Below are 17,116 nucleotides of genomic sequence, written 5' to 3' on the forward strand. Positions count from 1 at the left end.
GAAGTCGTCGCCTGTCTGGAGAAAGTCCTGATATACGTCGTTCATATCTGTTGAGGATCGGGCGAGATCGTCTCCATCTCATCCCAGATGGGGCCGGTCAGCGTCCGGAACAGCGCTTCGTCCGAATACATGCGCTCTCCGGTCAGCCCTTGTTCTCCAAAGACCAGGATCGCCATGATGCGATGCCAGCTGAGCTCTGTTTCCCCGATTAACCTGATCTGGATGTCATATTCCTGCACTACGCCCTGCGGGCCGACGGACTCACTGATGACATGATAGTTCGCGATACGCGGCTGCACGTCATCGATGAAATGGCGGTAGAGGCGGCGCGTCTTTTCAAAACCCGTAAAGCTTCTCCCAACAGGGAAATATTGGTAGGTCGGCTCGCCTTCCATCGTCGCCATGATCGCATCGAGATCCTGCCCGCTTTCCGTCAGCGCATGCCGGCTCGCCACTCCAATGAGATGGACCAGGCTTGTCCCCACCGGATTTTCTCCCCTGCCTCTCCAACAGCCTTATACCATGCCCGCTCTCGGCCGCCGATGCCTACCGCATGCTCTGGCGCGTCATCAGCCCCAATTTATGTCGCGAAGCGCGCATAATCGTTCGGATCGATCATCCTTCGCCAGCTTCCTTGACCCATCGCATCGGATCGACGCCTGATGCTTCCATCGTTATGGGTCGGCCGATGAGCAGCGAAAATCTTGAATCTTCCCCTGTCGAGGCGGAAGGGCCGCCACCTGCTGCCCGCTCTGTCGGACGGCCGCGGCGATTGACCTTGGCGCAGATCCTGGACGCAGCGATCGAGATGGGGCTGGATGGCCTGAGGATCGCGGCGCTCGCCGATCGGCTCGGCGTTCGCCCGGCGGTGCTCTACACCTATGTCACCGGGCGGAAGGAACTAGTCCGGCTGGCGGCGCAGCGCGCTTCGGGGGCCGCCACCTTCCCGGAGGACGAAGGCCAATCCTGGCGCCAATATGCCACCCAATATGCACAAGCGCTCCACAAGCTGGTGGAGGAGGGGCAGCTTGTCTCCACCCTCGTCAGCGGCAATCTGGGACCTGCGGTCGAAATCGACAGTTCGGAACAATGGCTGCAAGTCATGCTGGCGCGCGGGTTCGACCTGCCGGAAGCGCTCGACCTGTTACGCTCCATCGACCTGATCGTGCTGGGCGGCGCGTTCCTCTCTTCCTACGCCCGCGCGGTGGCAGGCGGCGAAGCGGAATATCGCGACGCCGTGCGCGCTTCGATCGATCAGCGTTCGGCGGAAGATGTGCCGGTCATCGCCGCGCATCCTGACCGTTATGCCGACACTGCCCTCCCCCGCTGGCGCACCACATTGGCACTGGTGCTCGACGGAGTGGCGGCGCGACGCGGCGAATAGTCGAACATCTTTTCGGAAATTATTGCAGGCTGGGCGACGATGGGATATTCCCACCTTCGACCCTGCCGTTCACGTGGGGAAATCGATCGCTGGAGAGAGCATATGCCTGCCGATGTCGCTTCCACTTTCCTGCCCGTCGCGCCGCCCAGGATCGTCGACGATCTCTACACCGAAGACCAGCATCAGCGAGTCTTGGATGTCATTCGCCGCGAAGGCCCCTGGTCCCTCATTCTCGCGCAATATTTCTCTTCGCCCGAAGAAGTGATCGCGACCTCCACCGGCTCCATTCCGGAAGGGTTCACGCCGACCTGGGACATGTTCATGAACCCGGTGTTTCGCGGCTACATCGCCGACAACGGCGTCAATCGCTTTCCCGAACTCGACGACTGCTTCTACAACAAGAAGTTCCTGGACATGGCGCGCAGCTATTGGAACACGCCCTATGTCGAATGCGACCAGCTGATGTTCAACATTCAGGGTCCAAGCTCGGCAGGCGGTTCACCGCATGTCGATGGCACGCAGTTTCGCGGCCTGTACGAAGTCAACTGCCCGATCTGGCTGCTGAACATCATGGCGAAGTCCGGCCTCTTCAAACGCTGGCAGGCGAAGAAGGCGCAGGTCATCGCCTGGTATTATCAGGGTTCGATCGGCGGCGGATTCCACTATTGGCCGAACGGGCCGCAAAATGACCCTGCCTGCCTGGAAGCGCCGATGTGGGGACGCGGCGTCGTCGTGGAAAATGAGATGATGTTCCACACCGCGCAGGGCTGCGGCCCGGTGGATCAGCGCAAACCGGCGGGCCTCGCGATCAATTCGACCATGTCGGCTGATCCTGATGTGGCTGGCGGCTGGCGGATCATGACCGGCGACGATGTGGTGGCGAAGATCCCGGAGCAGGAGTTCCGCCTGCTCCTTCACTGGAACGCCCAGGTTTACACTGACCTTAACGACCTGCGGATTTCGCGCGACCATACAGACGACATCACGACAGACATGGCGTTCGAGATTTTCGTGAAGGACCTTCGGGCGCGCGGCGAAATCTTCGAGATGCCGAGCGATCCGCTGCATGACACCAATTTCATCGGCCTGCTGACCCGCGTCTATGATGTCGGCAAGCCCAAGGGCGTACCGCAGGACCCGGTCGAACCGCGTCTGGTCGCCTGACCTCGCTACCTCCGCCGGGGTGCTTCAACTGACTGAAGCGCCCCGGCCCAGCAGTGCTTCCGATCGTTCTCGCAGCATGTCGGACACCGCCAAGATGCGGGCGAGCTTCGCCATTTCCGGGTGCGTCACCAGCCAGAAGGAGCGTGCAATCTCCACCTCCTCCGGGAAAAGGCGCACCAGCGTCTCATCATCGGCCACGATGAAATCCGGCAGCACGCCGATGCCTGCGCCGTCCAGGATCAGTTGGCGCTGCATGCCGATGCTGCTGGACCTTAGCGAGGCTTCCAACCCCGCTTGCACCTCGTCCAGATAATCCAGTTCCGGCGAATAGAGGAACTCGGGGACATAGCCGATCAGCATATGCTCATGCAGCTGTTCCCGGGCTGCCGGAGCGCCGCGCGCCGCGAGATAGGCGGGCGAGGCATAGAGATGCAGCGTGTAATCAGCGAGCTTGCGCACCGCCAGATGCCCGCGCTGCGGCCGCGCCAGCATCACCGCCATGTCCGCCTCCCGCTTTGACGGATTAAGGAAACCGGAAGCGGTGATGACGTCCAGCCGGATGCCGGGATGACGCGCATGAAAGCCGGGAATCGCAGGCGCCAATATCCATCGGCCAAAGCCTTCCGCCACGGACAAGCGCACCTGTCCGTTCAGACTGTGCCGTTCCCCCTTCACATCGACGATGGCCGACATTGCCGCGCTCTCGATGCTTTCTGCATGGCGGAGCAAGGCCGCACCATGCTCCGTCAGCGCCCTTTCCGCCCCCGTCTGCTCGAACAATTGCGCATCGAGCGCCTGTGACAGGCGCGACAATCGGCGGGAAATCGTCGTCGCATCAATGCCGAGCATCCGCGCCGCCGGAGCCACTCGCTTCAACCGCGCGACCGTCAGGAATATCCGCAAATCGTCCCAATCGAACATCAACCGCACCCATGCAAAAATGCAGATCAACTCTGCAATAAAGGGGAATTGAATGCATTATCGCCTTTCGGCATGATAAGGCAAATCTCATCGAGAGGATGCCATGCGCGATATTTCCCACAAGCTCGCCTTTGCCCATGACGGCGAAGCTGCGCGTTACAGTGATGTGTTCAATCCCAATGACGGGCAGGTTCAGGCCCGCGTCGCCCTGGGCGACCGTGCGCTGCTCGACCGGGCGGTCGAAGCGGCGAAGGCGGCGCAGCCTGCCTGGGCAGCGGTCAATCCGCAGCGGCGCGCCCGCGTCATGTTCAACTTCAAGGCGCTGGTCGAAAAGAACATGGACGAACTCGCCCATCTGCTCTCGTCCGAACATGGCAAGGTGATCGCCGATTCCAGGGGCGACATTCAGCGCGGCCTGGAAGTCATCGAATTTTGCTGCGGCATCCCCCATGCGCTGAAGGGCGAATATACCCAGGGCGCGGGCCCCGGCATCGATGTCTATTCCATGCGCCAGCCGATCGGCATCGGCGCTGGCATCACGCCGTTCAACTTCCCGGCGATGATCCCGCTGTGGATGTCGGGCGTCGCGATCGCCACCGGCAACGCCTTCATCCTGAAGCCATCCGAGCGCGATCCGTCCGTCCCCGTGCGCCTTGGCGAACTCTTTCTGGAAGCTGGCCTGCCCGAGGGCATTTTCCAGGTCATCCAGGGGGACAAGGAGATGGTCGACGCCATCCTCGACCACCCGGATATCGGCGCGATCAGCTTCGTCGGATCGTCCGACATCGCCCATTATGTCTACAAGCGCGGCGTCGACAACGGCAAGCGCGTCCAGGCAATGGGCGGCGCGAAGAACCACGGCATTGTCATGCCGGACGCCGATCTCGACCAGGTCGTCAACGATCTGTCCGGTGCGGCCTTCGGTTCGGCTGGCGAACGCTGCATGGCGCTGCCCGTCGTCGTGCCGGTGGGTGAAAAGACCGCGCTTGCCCTGCGCGAAAAGCTGATCCCCGCGATCCAGGCGCTACGCGTCGGCGTCTCGACCGATCCCGAAGCCCATTATGGTCCGGTGATCAACGCCGCGCACAAGGCGAAGATCGAGAGCTACATCCAGATGGGCGTCGATGAAGGGGCTGAACTGGTCGTCGATGGCCGTGGCTTCACGCTGCAGGGGCATGAGCAGGGCTTCTTCGTCGGCCCGACGCTGTTCGACCAAGTAAAGCCCACGATGCGGACCTACCAAGAAGAAATCTTCGGCCCCGTGCTGCAAATGGTGCGCGCCGAAAGCTTCGAGGACGCGCTCGCCCTGCCCAGCCAGCATCAATATGGCAATGGCGTGGCGATCTTCACCCGCAACGGCCATGCCGCGCGCGAATTCGCCGCGCGGGTGAATGTCGGCATGGTCGGCATCAACGTGCCGATCCCGGTGCCGGTCGCCTATCACACATTCGGCGGCTGGAAGCGGTCGGCCTTTGGCGACACCAACCAGCATGGCATGGAAGGCGTCAAATTCTGGACCAAGGTGAAGACCATCACCCAGCGCTGGCCCGATGGCGGCGCGTCCGGCGACAGCGCCTTCGTCATCCCCACCATGGGATGACAGCCGCGAGGGGAGAGCGCATGCTCTCCCATCACTCCACAGGATGCATGATGACCCAGTTCGACCTTACCGACGACCAACGCCAGATCCAGGAGATGGCGCGGCGCTTCACCGCCGACGCGATCACGCCCCATGCGGCTGAATGGGATGAAAACCATATCTTCCCGCGCGACACCATCCGCGCGGCGGCAGAGCTTGGCTTCGGCGGCATCTATGTGTCGGAAGAATCCGGCGGCATTGGCCTTGGGCGGCTGGAATCCGCGCTCATCATGGAAGCCATGGCCTATGGCTGTCCGTCGACCAGCGCGTTCATATCGATCCACAACATGGCCGCCTGGATGATCGACCGCTTCGGCGCGCAGCCGGTCAAAGACAAATATCTGCCCGCGATGGTGCCGATGGATCGGATGGGCAGCTATTGCCTGACCGAAGCGGGATCGGGTTCGGACGCGGCGGCGCTCAAGACGCGCGCCGTGAAGGACGGCAGCGACTATCTCGTCACCGGGTCCAAGCAATTCATTTCCGGCGGCGGTGAAAACGACCTCTATGTCACCATGATCCGCACGGGCGATGACGGCCCCAAGGGCATCAGTTGCCTCGTCATCGAAAAGGACATGCCGGGCGTCAGCTTCGGCGCGCAGGAGCGCAAGCTCGGCTGGCATTCGCAGCCTACCGCGCAGGTCAATTTCGACAATGTTCGCGTGCCTGCTGAAAATCTCGTCGGCGCCGAAGGGGAAGGTTTCCGCATTGCGATGATGGGCCTTGATGGCGGGCGGCTCAACATCGGCGCCTGCTCGCTGGGCGGGGCGCAGCGCTGCCTGGACGAAGCCATCGCCTACACCAAGGACCGCAAGCAGTTCGGGCAGGCCATCGCCGACTTCCAGAACACGCAATTCACCCTGGCCGACATGGAGACGGAGCTTCAGGCCGCGCGCGCGCTGCTCTACATGGCGGCGGTCAAGGTGACGGAAAACGCGCCCGACAAGACCCGCTTCGCCGCGATGGCCAAGCGCCTCGCCACCGACGCCGGGTCAGCCATCGCCGACCGCGCGCTGCAACTGCATGGCGGCTACGGCTATCTGATGGACTATCCGGTCGAACGCTTCTGGCGCGACCTGCGGGTGCATTCGATCCTGGAAGGCACGAACCAAGTGATGCGCATGATCGTCGCGCGCGACCTGCTGCGTCAGTGAAGGGGCCGACCATGACCGACCAACTGCTGATATCGGCAAGCAACGGCGTCGGGCGCATCCGCCTCAATCGCCCCCGCGCCATCCATGCCCTGACGCTGGACATGTGCGATGCGATCAACGCCGCGCTTCTCGAATGGCGCAGCGATCCGGCGATCAAGGCGGTGATGATCGACCATGCCGAGGGGCGCGGCTTCTGCGCGGGCGGCGACATCGCCCTCATCGCCAGCAGCGCCAAGGCTGACGGGGTCGAAGCGGAGCATTTCTTCCGTCACGAATATCGGATGAACCATCTGCTGTTCACCTATGAAAAGCCCATCGTCGCCTTCATCGACGGCATCGTGATGGGTGGGGGCGTCGGCCTGTCGCTCCCCTGCCGCTATCGCGTCGCGACCGAGCGGACGACCTTCGCCATGCCCGAAACCGGCATCGGCCTTTTCCCTGACGTGGGTGGCGGATGGTTCCTCCCCCGCCTTCCAGGCCGGATCGGCACGTGGCTCGCCGTCACAGGCGCGCGGATCAATGGAGCGGACTGCACCGCGATCGGCATCGCCACCCATTATATCGCTTCGGACAAGCTGGATGCGATCAAGGAAGCCATCCTCGACCGTCCAGATGATCTGGCCGCCATTCTCGACCAAGCGAACGAGACCGCGCCCGCATCCTCGCTGACGGAGCAACGGGCCGACATCGATCGCCTCTTCGCCGCCGATAGGATCGAAGACATCATGGCCGCCCTGCGCGCCGATAGGTCCGACTGGGCGCAGCAACAGCTGGCAACGATCGCCACCAAGTCGCCGCAAACCGTGAAGGTCGCCCTGCGCCAGTTGCGCGAGGGCGCGGGCTTCACCGATTTCGCCGACAATATGCGCAATGAATATCGCATCGCCTGCCGGGTCATCCGCCGCCCCGACTTCATCGAGGGCGTGCGCGCGGTGATCGTCGACAAGGACAATGCGCCCAAGTGGAATCCGGCCACGGCGCAAGAGGTCGATGACGCCGTGATCGACAGCTTTTTCGCGCCCCTGCCCGCTGACAAGGAATGGACGCCGCTGCCCGAAACGCAGCGGTGATGGCGCTGTGCATCAAGATAAGGACGAAGCAGGATGACTGAAACGATCGCCTTCATTGGCCTGGGCAATATGGGCGGCGGAATGGCCGCCAATCTTGCGAAGAACGGCTTCACCGTCCGCGCCTTCGACCTGTCCGACGACGCGCTTGCCAAGGCGGAGGCAGCAGGCGCCATCCGCACGGGCAGCGCTGCCGAAGCAGTCACCGGCGCGGATGCCGTCGTCACCATGCTTCCGGCGGGCAAGCATGTGGAAGCCGTCTATACCGGCGAGGTGTTCGGCGCAGCCAAGCCCGGTGCGCTATTCCTCGATTGCTCGACCATCGACGTGGCAACCGCCCGCCGCGTGATCGCCGCGGCGAAGGCGAAGGGCTTCCAGATGGCCGACGCGCCCGTTTCCGGCGGCATCGCGGCGGCCAGTGCCGGGTCGCTCACCTTCATGGTTGGCGGCGACGATGACGCGTTCTCCAAGGCAAAGCCCATCCTGTCCGCCATGGGCAAGGCGGTGATACACGCTGGCAGCGACGGCAATGGCCAAGCGGCGAAAATCTGCAACAACATGCTGCTCGGCGCGACCATGGTGGCGACCTGCGAAGCCTTCGCCATGGCGGAGAAGATCGGGCTCGACGCGCAGACCTTCTACGATATCTCCAGCGTCTCGTCAGGACAAAGCTGGTCCATGACAAGCTACTGCCCCGTCCCGGGCGTCGGCCCCCAATCGCCCGCCGACAATGGCTATAACGGCGGTTTTGCCGTCGCCCTTATGCTGAAGGACCTCAAACTCGCACTCGAAGCGGCAGCGTCGGTCAACGCCAGCGTGCCCATGGGGGCGCAGGCGGAAAGCCTCTACCAGTTGCTCGCGAACAAGGGGGAAGCGGGTCAGGATTTCTCCTCGATCATCAAATTGCTGTGCTGAACCGGATCAACATACAGGCTGCTTAGCTGCATGATCTGCAGCAAGGCCCATGCAACTGAACGTCGCGCCTTCCGTTACATTGATAGGTCGTCAAAAAAATGAGGCAAATCAATGCGGATGGAAAGCGCGACAGGCTGGTCGGCAACATATAGCTATTCACCCCTCTATCGGGAAGATGAGCCAAACCATTGTCCCGGATGTGACCGGCAACAATGGATCATCGGGCGGATGACTGCCGAATGTACTTTTTGCGGCTCTGCCATGCCGCTTGAACATTTCAGCACCTACAGCGCTTCGCCGCGGATCGAGTGCCGCGATTATTCGGCCGACGATCTGCCTGACCATCTGCGGCCAGTGGCCTGAGCTGTTCCAGACACAAAGAGCCCCACCTCCTGATCAGAAGGCAGGGCAGTTTGGGTCGCACTGCAGGATAACCTGCGGGCAGCCAACCAGCATCTCGGCCCTCGGGTTCCGAGGTCGAAGTGAAGGCGGTATCGCCGCCTCGATGGTTAATATGTTGAAACGTCCCGGAAACAGGGGCCTTTGGCGCCCGCTATAACCAAGGCTATAATCAACAATATCACCCGCCAGGGCACGAAATCGGGCCACTCAACCCCGCGCCACCGCCTCGCTCGTCGCCGCATAGCTGCGCAGCCCGGACCATGCGGCCAGAGCAGCGAAGAGCGACGCACAGAAGCCCACCGTCGCCAGCGCCGGGCCGATCTGCCCCTGCCCGCCAAACAAGGCGCTGTCGATCAACGGCACGATGGCAGTGCCCAGCGACAGCCCCACCAGACTGTTGGCAAGCAGGAACAGCGCAGCGCCCGTCGCCCGCATGCTCGGCGGCGTTGCAAGCTGGATCGCGGCCAGCGAGCAGCCGAAATAGCCGTTGAAGCAAAAGGTCAGCAGGGAAAAGAACAGCAACAACAGCGGCGCCGACGACATGATCGGCGCAAGGGCGGCCGGGACCAGGCACAGGAAGGCGAGGATCATCGTCATCCGCAAATTGGCATCGCGAACGCCCTTCAGCGACAGCCTCTCCGCCGCGAACCCGCCAGCCAGCGACCCGAGGCTCCCGAGGACGAGGTAGATCAAGCCCAGACGAAGCGACGCCTGACCCGCTGTCATGCCAAATGTACGGATCAGCAGCGTCGGATACCAGGCCATCAGGCCATAACCCATGATCCCCAGCATTGTGGAATTGCCGTAGATCGCGGCGAACGTCCGCCAATGCGCGCGCAGATGCGACAGCGCGGCGCGCAACGGCATGCCCGCGCTTACCCATCCCGCCCGGCGCGCCGGTTCACGCGCGAGGAAAACAAGCGCCGTCACCACCAGGCCGGGCAGCGCCACCAGAATGAAGGCCGCGCGCCACGTCGGCATCGGCCCGACTCCGGGAACCATCAAGGCCCCCTGCTCGGCGACCATGTCCACCACTGCGCCCCCCACCAGCAACGCAAGCCCGCCGCCGATCGTGATGCCGAGATTGTAGATCGCCATTGCTCGCGATAGCTGCGCGGGCGGATAGGCATCGCTCAGCCAGCTATGGGCCGATGGAGAAAGCGACGCTTCGCCCAGGCCCACGCCCATCCGCGCGGCGAACAGATGGGCATAGCTTCCCGCAAAGCCGCAAAGGGCCGTGCAGGCGCTCCAGAATAATACGCCCACCGCGATGATCCGGCGGCGGCTGATCCTGTCGGCCAGCATGCCGATGGGGATGCCGACGACCGCGTACAGCATGGCGAAGGCCAGCCCCTGCAACAAGCCGACCTGCAAATCACTGAGGCCCAGATCCTGTTTGATCGGCTCGACCATCAGGCTCAAAATCTGCCGGTCGACGAAGGACAATATGTAGGCGAGAAGGAATATGCCAAGCGCGACATGGGCCCGCCGCAAACTGGTCCTGCCGCCTGCTTCGACAGATTCTTCGCTGCTCACTCGCTCATCCCCTCGCGCCACGGCTTTTGATTCCGCCCTGAATTGTCGTGCGTCTCTGCAGATTTTAGGGGGCAGAGGTCAAGCTTGGACATCGACGCGCTTAGGCGTGACGCTAAACCATTGCCATGGCCTTCTGTACTATATAGTATCGTACGTAAATGATGGAAGAGGTTGGCGAGATGAAGAATGTGCGGCGGCTTTTAAGAACCCTGGCTCTCTCAGCGGCTGGAGTGACCGCAATGGCCCAAGCCCAGCCTCCCGCCACGACCTCAGCCCCCGCGGCCGCCCCTTCGTCACCTCAATATGTGCGCCAAGCGCCGAAGGGAGCACCCAACATCGTTCTCGTGCTGCTCGATGATGTCGGCTTTGGCGCCACCTCGACGTTCGGCGGCCCGGCGCAGACCACGACGCTCGACGGTCTCGCTCGCGATGGGCTGCGCTACAATCGCTTCCACACGACCGCTATCTGCTCGCCGACCCGCGCATCCCTGCTGACCGGCCGTAATCCGCATGCCACCGGGATCGGCTCCGTCATGAATTCCGCCGACGGGCGGCCAGGCTATAGCGGGTTCCAGGGCAAGGATACGGCAACGATCGCCCGTATCCTGCGTGAAAATGGCTATGCGACCGGGGCTTTTGGCAAATGGCACCAGACACCCGATTGGGAACTGAGCCAGGCGGGCCCGTTCGACCGCTGGCCTACGGGAGAGGGTTTCGACACCTTCTACGGCTTTCAGGGTGGAGAGACCGATCAGTTCAACCCGACGCTCTATCAGGGCACCACGCCAGTCATGCGGCCAGCGGGCGACAATTATCACCTGACGGAAGATCTCGCTGCCCGCGCGACGGATTGGGTTCACACCATCGGCTCCTCAGCGCCCGGCCGACCCTTCTTCCTCTATTTTGCGCCGGGCGGCATCCATGCCCCGATTCAGGTGCCCAAGGAATGGATCGACAAATATCGCGGCAAGTTCGACCAGGGCTGGGACAAGATGCGCGAAGAGATTTTCGCGCGCCAAAAGAAGCTGGGCGTGATCCCCGCCAACACCAAATTGACGCCGCGCCCGGCGGAAATGCCCGCCTGGGACAGCCTGACCCCCGAACAGAAGCGCTTCTCCTCGCGCCTGATGGAAAGCTACGCCGCTTTTCTCGCGCATACGGACGCGCAAGTCGGCAAGCTGGTCGACGAACTGAAGGCGAACGGCCAGTTCGACAACACGCTCTTCATCTATGTCGTCGGCGACAATGGCGCGAGCGCGGAAGGCGGGCTGGAAGGCAGCCTCGATTATATGGGCAGGCTGACCGGCGTGTCGCCCGCGCCTGACGCAAAGTCATTCGCCCGCATCGATGAAATCGGCGGCCCTTCGACTTATGCCCATGTCAACTCCGCCTGGGCCTGGGCTTCGGATACACCCTTCCAATGGACGAAGACCGTCGCTTCCCATCTTGGCGGAACGCGCAACGCCATGGTACTCAGCTGGCCCAACCGGATCGAGCAGAAGGGCGGCATCCGCGGCCAGTTCGGCCATGTGAACGACATCGTCCCCACCATATTGGAAGTCACCGGCATCCCGACACCAGCCGAAGTCGATGGTGTACGGCAAAAGCCGATGAACGGCGTCAGCCTCGCCTACAGCTTCAACGATCCCAAGGCGCGCGAGCGGCACACGACCCAATATTTCGAAGTCTTCGGCAATCGCTCCATCTATCATGATGGCTGGATGGCCTCGGCCTTCCATGGCCGCTATCCCTGGATGGCCTATGCCCCAAGGGAGCGCCCGCTGGAAGAAGACGAGTGGGAACTGTACGACCTTCGCACCGACTTCTCCCAGTCCAATGATCTTGCCGCGAAGAACCCGAAGAAGCTGGAAGAGTTGAAGGCGCTCTTCATGACGGAAGCTGCGGCCAATCAGCTCCTGCCGCTGGGCGGCCAGGTGCTCGACAAGAGCAAGCTTCCCGATCCAACCGGCGGCCGCCGCGCTGCGGACTATCGCCAGGGCGACATCGGCGTTCCAGAGGTATCGCTGCCTCGCCTGTTCAGCCGTTCCTGGACCATGCGGGCCACCATCGATGCGACCTCCGGCGCGCGCGGCGTCGTTGCTGCGCTCGGCGGCACGGACTCCGGCATGGCGCTCTATCTCGATGGCGAAGGACGGCCCAAATTCACTTATCGTCTCTACGATGTGAAGACCGTCGACCTCGTCGGCCCTGCTCCCCTGTCATCGGGCAAGCACAGCATCCAGGTGGATTTCGACTATGCGGGCGGCGGCTTTGGCAAGGGCGGCACGTTGAAGATGACGGTGGACGATCAGCCGATCGCTTCCGATACCATCCCGGCCACCCCCGTCTTCTTCAGCATTCACGAAACGTTCGGCGTGGGCCTCGACACGGGAGCGCCCGTGGGCAGCTATCCGTCCGATGCTCCGCTCGGCTACCCCATCAGCGGCGCGAAGGTCGACAAGGTGACCATCCGCACCCGGTAAGGGACCCTGCGCAGGGCGGCCCATCGAAGGGGCTCGCCCTGTGCAGCCATGGCCAGCTATTTGGACGTCGTCGTCTGACGATCGATCACGGGCTTTTCGCCACGTTCCTTGTAGATCGACATGGAACGGGATCGAACCTGCCCATCCTTGCGCACATGGGTGTTGGTCATTGACCGCGCCCGCTCGTCATCATCGCGCGCGGTGGCGACGGAACGCTGCCGCGCCATATTGTCATTGAACTTGGCGCGCGAGTCCGTCGTCGCCGTGCCGCCATCCGCCGCCGTGGCGGTGCCGCCACCCGATACGCCGACGCTGTTCGCATCCGTGGTGCCGGAGCCGTAGGTGCCAGCCGACACGTCGCCTGTCGTCGGGGTGGAGGATTGGGAAGCCGCGCTGTTGGTCTGCGCGGAAACACCGCCCGCGCCAGCCAGACAGGCCGACGCCAGGATTATAGCTATTGCTCGCTTCATCATTCGTTCCTTTCCGGTCGCTCGTCGATGATGATCCGGCATCCTTCCGGCCCGCGCGTCACTGTCATGGATCGCCCGGAACCATCGGACGAGCTGGACGCACTGGACGATGCCCTGGACCCGCCTGCCGATGAGGAAGAGGCACTGACATGCGACGAAGCATGCGCGCCATGCGAACTGCTCGACGCAGCCGAAGCGCCTTGGCCATCATCCGCCATGACAGAGGTTTCAACACGGCCATCAGCAAAAATATGGGTGCGACGGCACGTTCCGTCCGACGACTGAACGCCTGCCGCCGCCGCGATCATCATGATGATGGGTCCCATGGTGACACCTTTCTTGGGGACAAGCATGCTTGTCCCCAAAAGGTGGGAGTAAAATCAGCGAGACGGGTTGGTGGAATTCGCCGTGGAATCACCATAGACCTCGCCGGTCGAGCCATTGCGATCGGTCGATCCATAGGCGTCGATCGACGTCGAAGTGCTCTGCGATCCCGTGCCGCTGGCCGAACCGCCAGCCGTCACGCCGCCCGTCGCACGATCACGATCGGTATAGATGGTGCCCGAACCATAGGTGGACGCCGAATTGGAGGTCGCCCCGTCGCGGCGGCTCTCACGATCATGGCGCTTTGCCTTGTGCTTGCCGTGGGCGCGGTCATTGCTGCCTGCGGTCGCGCCGCCAGCCACCGAACCTTCAGGAGTGGACGCCGATACGCCACCGCCTGCCGTCGTTTGAGCGATCGCGCTCGTTCCAAGCAGGCCCGCGGCGGCCAGAGTAGCGATAATCATTCCGTTGCGCATAATGCTCTCCTTCCATGATTGTCCTGATGCAGCGCATGAGGTCAGTGCACAGCGCAAGGGGAGTGAATTAGTTCAACGACTTGCCGCAGCTTTTCTGTCGCCCTGTCGTGTCTAAACCCAGGATGAACAGAGATCATGCAGTGAAAGTGCGGCGATCCGGCAATCATGCTAAATTAAATGCACCCCTAGAACCAATATCCTTTCCGCGCATTTCTACGAACAACAATGGACTTGTGCCCGGTGCTACCGGTCATATCCATGGCGGTTCCAGGAGAATGCAATGAGCACGAAGATAGAATATAGTTTTTCGACCCGCCGCGAGGCTGAACTGGCGGTGGAGCATCTGGTGCAGGAACATGGGTTCGAACGCACCGACATCTTCATCGAACCCAAGGGATCGAACAACAGTGTCGGCGAGGAGATCAGCGGAAGCGACGCCGCCGCTCCTCTGGAAGAAGAACGGGACGACGCACCGCTGGAAACGCCGATCCTCGTATCGATCGACCTGAACGACGACAGCCGCGCCACTCTTGTCAATGACGTTTTCAGCGAAGCGGGCGGCAACAGGTCCTGAGGATAGAGCCTGCGACTATTCCGAACCGGCGCGGCCCGCAATCGCGCGAGCAGCGCGTCGGCCGGAATAGATGCAGTCGGCATAGGAAAGGCCGCTGACATACAGGTTGGAACAGATGCCGACCGCGTTGCGCCCGGCGGCGTATAGCCCCGGAACCAAGCCGCCATCGCGGCGCACCTGCCCCGTCCGCTCGTCAACCGCCAGGCCGCCCACCGTCATGCAGGCGATGGGAAAAAGCTGCGCATCGACCGATGCATCGATGGCATAATAGGGGCCCTGCTCCAACGGCAGCATCTCATCCGCCGCCTTGTGGAACCGGTCCTTGGCTTCTCCTTTTGCCGCGCGGTTGTAAGCAGCGACCTCCGCCGCGAATGTCGCGGGATCGAAACCCATCTTCCGCGCCAGATCTTCGGGCGTCCGTCCCTTCTTGGCGGCGAAGAAGCAGTTGACGATCGTGATGTCCCGCTGAAAGCCCAATGTGCCACGGCGGAAAGCATCGCGCAGCGCTTTCCGGAACAATCTGCGGTCCAATATGATGTAGCCCCGCCCGCCATTGCGTTCGACCATCTCGTCGCCGATCCGCGCGCCATACCAGGTCTCGTTGACGAAGCGTTCGCCACGGCCATTGACCAGCATCCCCTGCCCCCATGCTTCGGGCGGAGAGAGGAAGCGCCATGCGGACACGCGCCCCATCAACTCGGTCGCGGCGCCAGCCGTCACGCCCAGCATGATCCCGCTGCCATTGTCGCCCAGCGTGCCATTGGGCAGTCCGGGCGCATATTCGGGTGCGAAATGTTGGACCATCGGCGGATTGCAGATGAAGCCTCCAGCGCTCAGCACCAATCCCTTGCGCGCCCGGATCCAGCTGCTCTTGCGCACGCTGCTCTCCAGGCTCCGCGCCTCGGCGAGATAGCGATAGCCTACGGCAATGGTGATGCGTGATCCCGGAAAAGTGCCGGGCAGCATCGACATCCATTTGCCGGCAAGGGCGATGTAGCGCGAATGTTTGCGCCGCGTCTCGGGCTCGGCAAACTCCTCGATCCGCACGCCGATGACGCGGCCTTCGCTGTCCAGCGCCAGTTGCCGGGCTTCCGCCCCGGATCGGAACATCATGCCCTTGGCGAGGGCGCTCGCCCGCAAGGCATTGTACATGCCCGCACCCACGCCCCAGGGCTTGTTGCCATTGCGGAAATGAACCCGGTGGCCACGCGCGGCGGGCTGCGTCAGGTCGCGATAAGGCCCCGCCAGGCTGCTGTCAGGATGATAGAGGAATTTGTCGATGGGCGGATAAGAGGTCTTGCCGGGATGATAGCTTGCCTGGAACGGCGCGCCGTGGCTGCGCAGCCATTCGAACGTGCCTGCGCTGCTCTCGCAGAAATCGCGCAGCGTCTCGTCGGAAACGATGCCGCCCGTCTCCATCTTCAGATAGGCGAACATGCGCTCCGGATCATCCGTGATCCCCGCTTCGTGCTGGATCGACGTGCCGCCACCGGCATAATAGACGCCGCCATTGGCCGCCGACGATCCCCCGCCATCATATTGATCGACGGCAATGACGCTCAGGCCCTCTTCCAGTCCGTGCAAGGCAGCCGCGATCCCCGCGCCGCCAAGGCCCACGACCACCATATCCGCTTCCTCGTCCCACGAATGAGCGTCCGGATCAGCGACATGCAGCGGCGCTTCGATCGCGAGGCCCCAATCCTTTATCGCCTTCCCACCAGGCGGAACGGGTGCGTGATCCGGCTTCTTGCGCGGGTCATGATCCAGGGCAGCCATTGCGACGTCGGACATTCATCTCTCCCCCAGGCGAGAGTCGCCCGCCAGCTCTGATTCAATTTGACATGAAGTTGACGATAACTTGTCTATCCGTCAAGTTAAGCTGGAGCGAAAGACATCAACCTCCGGCCGGAAAGGAAAATTGCAGATGGGAACGGTCAGGCCAGCGAGGGACAAAGGCGGACGCCCGGACACTGCGACCGCGTTACGCCTCAGCCACGCGATCCTGGACGCCGCCGAACGGATTTTCCTCGCCCAGGGATTTACCGGAGCCAGCATCGAAGCGATCGCCACTGCGGCTGGCACGAGCAAGCAGACCATCTATGCGCGGTTCGGCAGCAAGGAAAAACTGTTCCTGGCCGTCAGCGAAAGACTGCTCAAACCCAAATTCCCGGTACAGCCCTCGGGCGACGCCAGCCTCGCCGCCCGGCTCGGCACAGCGGCGTGCCAGATATTGGAAGCCATGCTCGACCCGAAGATGGTGCGAATGTACACCATCATCACCGCCGAGGCCCATCGCTTCCCCGAACTCGCCCACGCCGCCGATGACAACCAATCCTTCCCCGCCCGCCTGCTCGTCCTGCACATCATCGAGCGAGCTTTGGAACGCGGAGAGATTTGCTGCGATGATCCCGCAAGCGCCATGCTGATGTTCCAGGACATGGTTCTCGCCGCCCCCCTCCGCTCGACCGCGCTGGGGATCAGAAAGTGGAGCCCGCAAGATCTGGAACGTTGGGCCGACAGCGCCGTGGCGATTTTCCTCAACGGGGTGCGATCATCACCGCTTTAAGCCACGCGCAACCCTATGCTATGGGGTTCCCTCGAAAGCCA

General features: G+C 62.6%; 17 protein-coding genes. 10 read left to right on the forward strand and 7 right to left on the reverse strand.

Annotated elements, in window-relative coordinates; all coding sequences use genetic code 11:
• Nucleotides 1–41: 41 nt before the first annotated feature.
• The gene (locus ACYU8T_RS14675; protein WP_461160053.1) at nucleotides 42–485 is read right to left on the reverse strand and encodes a hypothetical protein; all 444 of its coding nucleotides are present in this window, start codon (nucleotides 483–485) and stop codon (nucleotides 42–44) included.
• A gap of 203 nt (nucleotides 486–688) precedes the next feature.
• Between ACYU8T_RS14675 and ACYU8T_RS14680 the strand changes: the two genes are divergently transcribed.
• Both ACYU8T_RS14680 and ACYU8T_RS14685 read left to right on the forward strand, forming a co-directional pair.
• Entirely contained in the window at nucleotides 689–1,384 is a 696-nt protein-coding gene (locus ACYU8T_RS14680) for a TetR family transcriptional regulator (RefSeq protein WP_461160054.1), read from the forward strand.
• Nucleotides 1,385–1,486: 102 nt separating this feature from the next.
• On the forward strand, nucleotides 1,487–2,548 hold the full coding sequence (locus ACYU8T_RS14685) for a hypothetical protein (protein WP_097093616.1): 1,062 nt from the start codon (nucleotides 1,487–1,489) through the stop codon (nucleotides 2,546–2,548).
• 24 nt (nucleotides 2,549–2,572) lie between these two features.
• On the opposite strand, the gene ACYU8T_RS14690 is transcribed toward ACYU8T_RS14685, so the two are convergent.
• Entirely contained in the window at nucleotides 2,573–3,469 is an 897-nt protein-coding gene (locus ACYU8T_RS14690; protein WP_097093617.1) for a LysR family transcriptional regulator, read from the reverse strand.
• A gap of 103 nt (nucleotides 3,470–3,572) precedes the next feature.
• On the opposite strand from ACYU8T_RS14690, the gene ACYU8T_RS14695 reads away from it, so the two are divergent.
• The 5 genes from ACYU8T_RS14695 (at nucleotide 3,573) to ACYU8T_RS14715 (ending at nucleotide 8,607) form a co-directional block, all read left to right on the forward strand.
• The gene (locus ACYU8T_RS14695; protein ID WP_461160055.1) at nucleotides 3,573–5,069 is read left to right on the forward strand and encodes a CoA-acylating methylmalonate-semialdehyde dehydrogenase; all 1,497 of its coding nucleotides are present in this window, start codon (nucleotides 3,573–3,575) and stop codon (nucleotides 5,067–5,069) included.
• Between the two features lie 47 nt (nucleotides 5,070–5,116).
• A complete protein-coding gene (locus ACYU8T_RS14700; RefSeq protein ID WP_461160056.1) occupies nucleotides 5,117–6,262 on the forward strand; it encodes an acyl-CoA dehydrogenase family protein in 1,146 nt (381 codons plus the stop codon).
• Nucleotides 6,263–6,273: 11 nt separating this feature from the next.
• Entirely contained in the window at nucleotides 6,274–7,332 is a 1,059-nt protein-coding gene (locus tag ACYU8T_RS14705; RefSeq protein ID WP_461160057.1) for an enoyl-CoA hydratase/isomerase family protein, read from the forward strand.
• 33 nt (nucleotides 7,333–7,365) lie between these two features.
• A complete protein-coding gene (mmsB, locus tag ACYU8T_RS14710) occupies nucleotides 7,366–8,244 on the forward strand; it encodes a 3-hydroxyisobutyrate dehydrogenase (RefSeq protein WP_461160058.1) in 879 nt (292 codons plus the stop codon).
• 117 nt (nucleotides 8,245–8,361) lie between these two features.
• On the forward strand, nucleotides 8,362–8,607 hold the full coding sequence (locus ACYU8T_RS14715) for a hypothetical protein (protein ID WP_461160059.1): 246 nt from the start codon (nucleotides 8,362–8,364) through the stop codon (nucleotides 8,605–8,607).
• Between the two features lie 246 nt (nucleotides 8,608–8,853).
• Here the strand turns inward: ACYU8T_RS14715 and ACYU8T_RS14720 are convergent, their stop codons facing one another.
• Nucleotides 8,854–10,182: an MFS transporter gene (locus ACYU8T_RS14720; RefSeq protein ID WP_461160060.1), complete on the reverse strand. Its 1,329-nt coding sequence runs from the start codon at nucleotides 10,180–10,182 to the stop codon at nucleotides 8,854–8,856.
• Nucleotides 10,183–10,421: 239 nt separating this feature from the next.
• Here ACYU8T_RS14720 and ACYU8T_RS14725 point away from each other — a divergent pair, with 239 nt between their 5' ends.
• Nucleotides 10,422–12,665, forward strand: coding sequence for a sulfatase-like hydrolase/transferase (locus ACYU8T_RS14725; protein WP_461160061.1), 2,244 nt, complete (start codon nucleotides 10,422–10,424; stop codon nucleotides 12,663–12,665).
• A 56-nt stretch (nucleotides 12,666–12,721) separates the two neighbouring features.
• Here ACYU8T_RS14725 and ACYU8T_RS14730 read toward each other — a convergent pair whose 3' ends face one another.
• Genes ACYU8T_RS14730 through ACYU8T_RS14740 form a run of 3 tightly spaced genes read right to left on the reverse strand, consistent with a single transcriptional unit; the run spans nucleotide 12,722 to nucleotide 13,935 of the window.
• A complete protein-coding gene (locus ACYU8T_RS14730; RefSeq protein WP_141397899.1) occupies nucleotides 12,722–13,135 on the reverse strand; it encodes a hypothetical protein in 414 nt (137 codons plus the stop codon).
• A complete protein-coding gene (locus tag ACYU8T_RS14735; protein WP_461160062.1) occupies nucleotides 13,135–13,461 on the reverse strand; it encodes a hypothetical protein in 327 nt (108 codons plus the stop codon). Before ACYU8T_RS14735 ends, ACYU8T_RS14730 begins: the two co-directional genes overlap by 1 nt.
• Before the next feature lie 54 nt (nucleotides 13,462–13,515).
• Entirely contained in the window at nucleotides 13,516–13,935 is a 420-nt protein-coding gene (locus ACYU8T_RS14740) for a hypothetical protein (protein WP_097093625.1), read from the reverse strand.
• Between the two features lie 280 nt (nucleotides 13,936–14,215).
• Here ACYU8T_RS14740 and ACYU8T_RS14745 point away from each other — a divergent pair, with 280 nt between their 5' ends.
• On the forward strand, nucleotides 14,216–14,509 hold the full coding sequence (locus tag ACYU8T_RS14745) for a hypothetical protein (RefSeq protein ID WP_097093626.1): 294 nt from the start codon (nucleotides 14,216–14,218) through the stop codon (nucleotides 14,507–14,509).
• Between the two features lie 15 nt (nucleotides 14,510–14,524).
• Here the strand turns inward: ACYU8T_RS14745 and ACYU8T_RS14750 are convergent, their stop codons facing one another.
• Nucleotides 14,525–16,300: an FAD-binding protein gene (locus ACYU8T_RS14750; protein ID WP_461160063.1), complete on the reverse strand. Its 1,776-nt coding sequence runs from the start codon at nucleotides 16,298–16,300 to the stop codon at nucleotides 14,525–14,527.
• Between the two features lie 133 nt (nucleotides 16,301–16,433).
• Between ACYU8T_RS14750 and ACYU8T_RS14755 the strand changes: the two genes are divergently transcribed.
• Nucleotides 16,434–17,075, forward strand: coding sequence for a TetR/AcrR family transcriptional regulator (locus ACYU8T_RS14755; protein ID WP_461160064.1), 642 nt, complete (start codon nucleotides 16,434–16,436; stop codon nucleotides 17,073–17,075).
• Nucleotides 17,076–17,116 lie beyond the last annotated feature (41 nt).

This window comes from Sphingobium sp. TomMM35A (assembly GCF_054771735.1).

Excerpts from the sequence above, each read along its gene's own strand:
- ACYU8T_RS14730 (WP_141397899.1), bottom strand. The coding sequence starts at position 13,135 with ATGAAGCGAGCAATAGCTATAATCCTGGCGTCGGCCTGTCTGGCTGGC.
- ACYU8T_RS14740 (WP_097093625.1), bottom strand. The coding sequence starts at position 13,935 with ATGCGCAACGGAATGATTATCGCTACTCTGGCCGCCGCGGGCCTGCTT.
- ACYU8T_RS14690 (WP_097093617.1), bottom strand. The coding sequence starts at position 3,469 with ATGTTCGATTGGGACGATTTGCGGATATTCCTGACGGTCGCGCGGTTG.
- ACYU8T_RS14685 (WP_097093616.1), top strand. The coding sequence starts at position 1,487 with ATGCCTGCCGATGTCGCTTCCACTTTCCTGCCCGTCGCGCCGCCCAGG.
- ACYU8T_RS14755 (WP_461160064.1), top strand. The coding sequence starts at position 16,434 with ATGGGAACGGTCAGGCCAGCGAGGGACAAAGGCGGACGCCCGGACACT.
- ACYU8T_RS14695 (WP_461160055.1), top strand. The coding sequence starts at position 3,573 with ATGCGCGATATTTCCCACAAGCTCGCCTTTGCCCATGACGGCGAAGCT.
- ACYU8T_RS14680 (WP_461160054.1), top strand. The coding sequence starts at position 689 with ATGAGCAGCGAAAATCTTGAATCTTCCCCTGTCGAGGCGGAAGGGCCG.
- ACYU8T_RS14705 (WP_461160057.1), top strand. The coding sequence starts at position 6,274 with ATGACCGACCAACTGCTGATATCGGCAAGCAACGGCGTCGGGCGCATC.
- ACYU8T_RS14725 (WP_461160061.1), top strand. The coding sequence starts at position 10,422 with ATGGCCCAAGCCCAGCCTCCCGCCACGACCTCAGCCCCCGCGGCCGCC.
- mmsB (WP_461160058.1), top strand. The coding sequence starts at position 7,366 with ATGACTGAAACGATCGCCTTCATTGGCCTGGGCAATATGGGCGGCGGA.
- ACYU8T_RS14735 (WP_461160062.1), bottom strand. The coding sequence starts at position 13,461 with ATGGGACCCATCATCATGATGATCGCGGCGGCGGCAGGCGTTCAGTCG.
- ACYU8T_RS14700 (WP_461160056.1), top strand. The coding sequence starts at position 5,117 with ATGATGACCCAGTTCGACCTTACCGACGACCAACGCCAGATCCAGGAG.
- ACYU8T_RS14745 (WP_097093626.1), top strand. The coding sequence starts at position 14,216 with ATGAGCACGAAGATAGAATATAGTTTTTCGACCCGCCGCGAGGCTGAA.
- ACYU8T_RS14715 (WP_461160059.1), top strand. The coding sequence starts at position 8,362 with ATGGAAAGCGCGACAGGCTGGTCGGCAACATATAGCTATTCACCCCTC.
- ACYU8T_RS14750 (WP_461160063.1), bottom strand. The coding sequence starts at position 16,300 with ATGTCCGACGTCGCAATGGCTGCCCTGGATCATGACCCGCGCAAGAAG.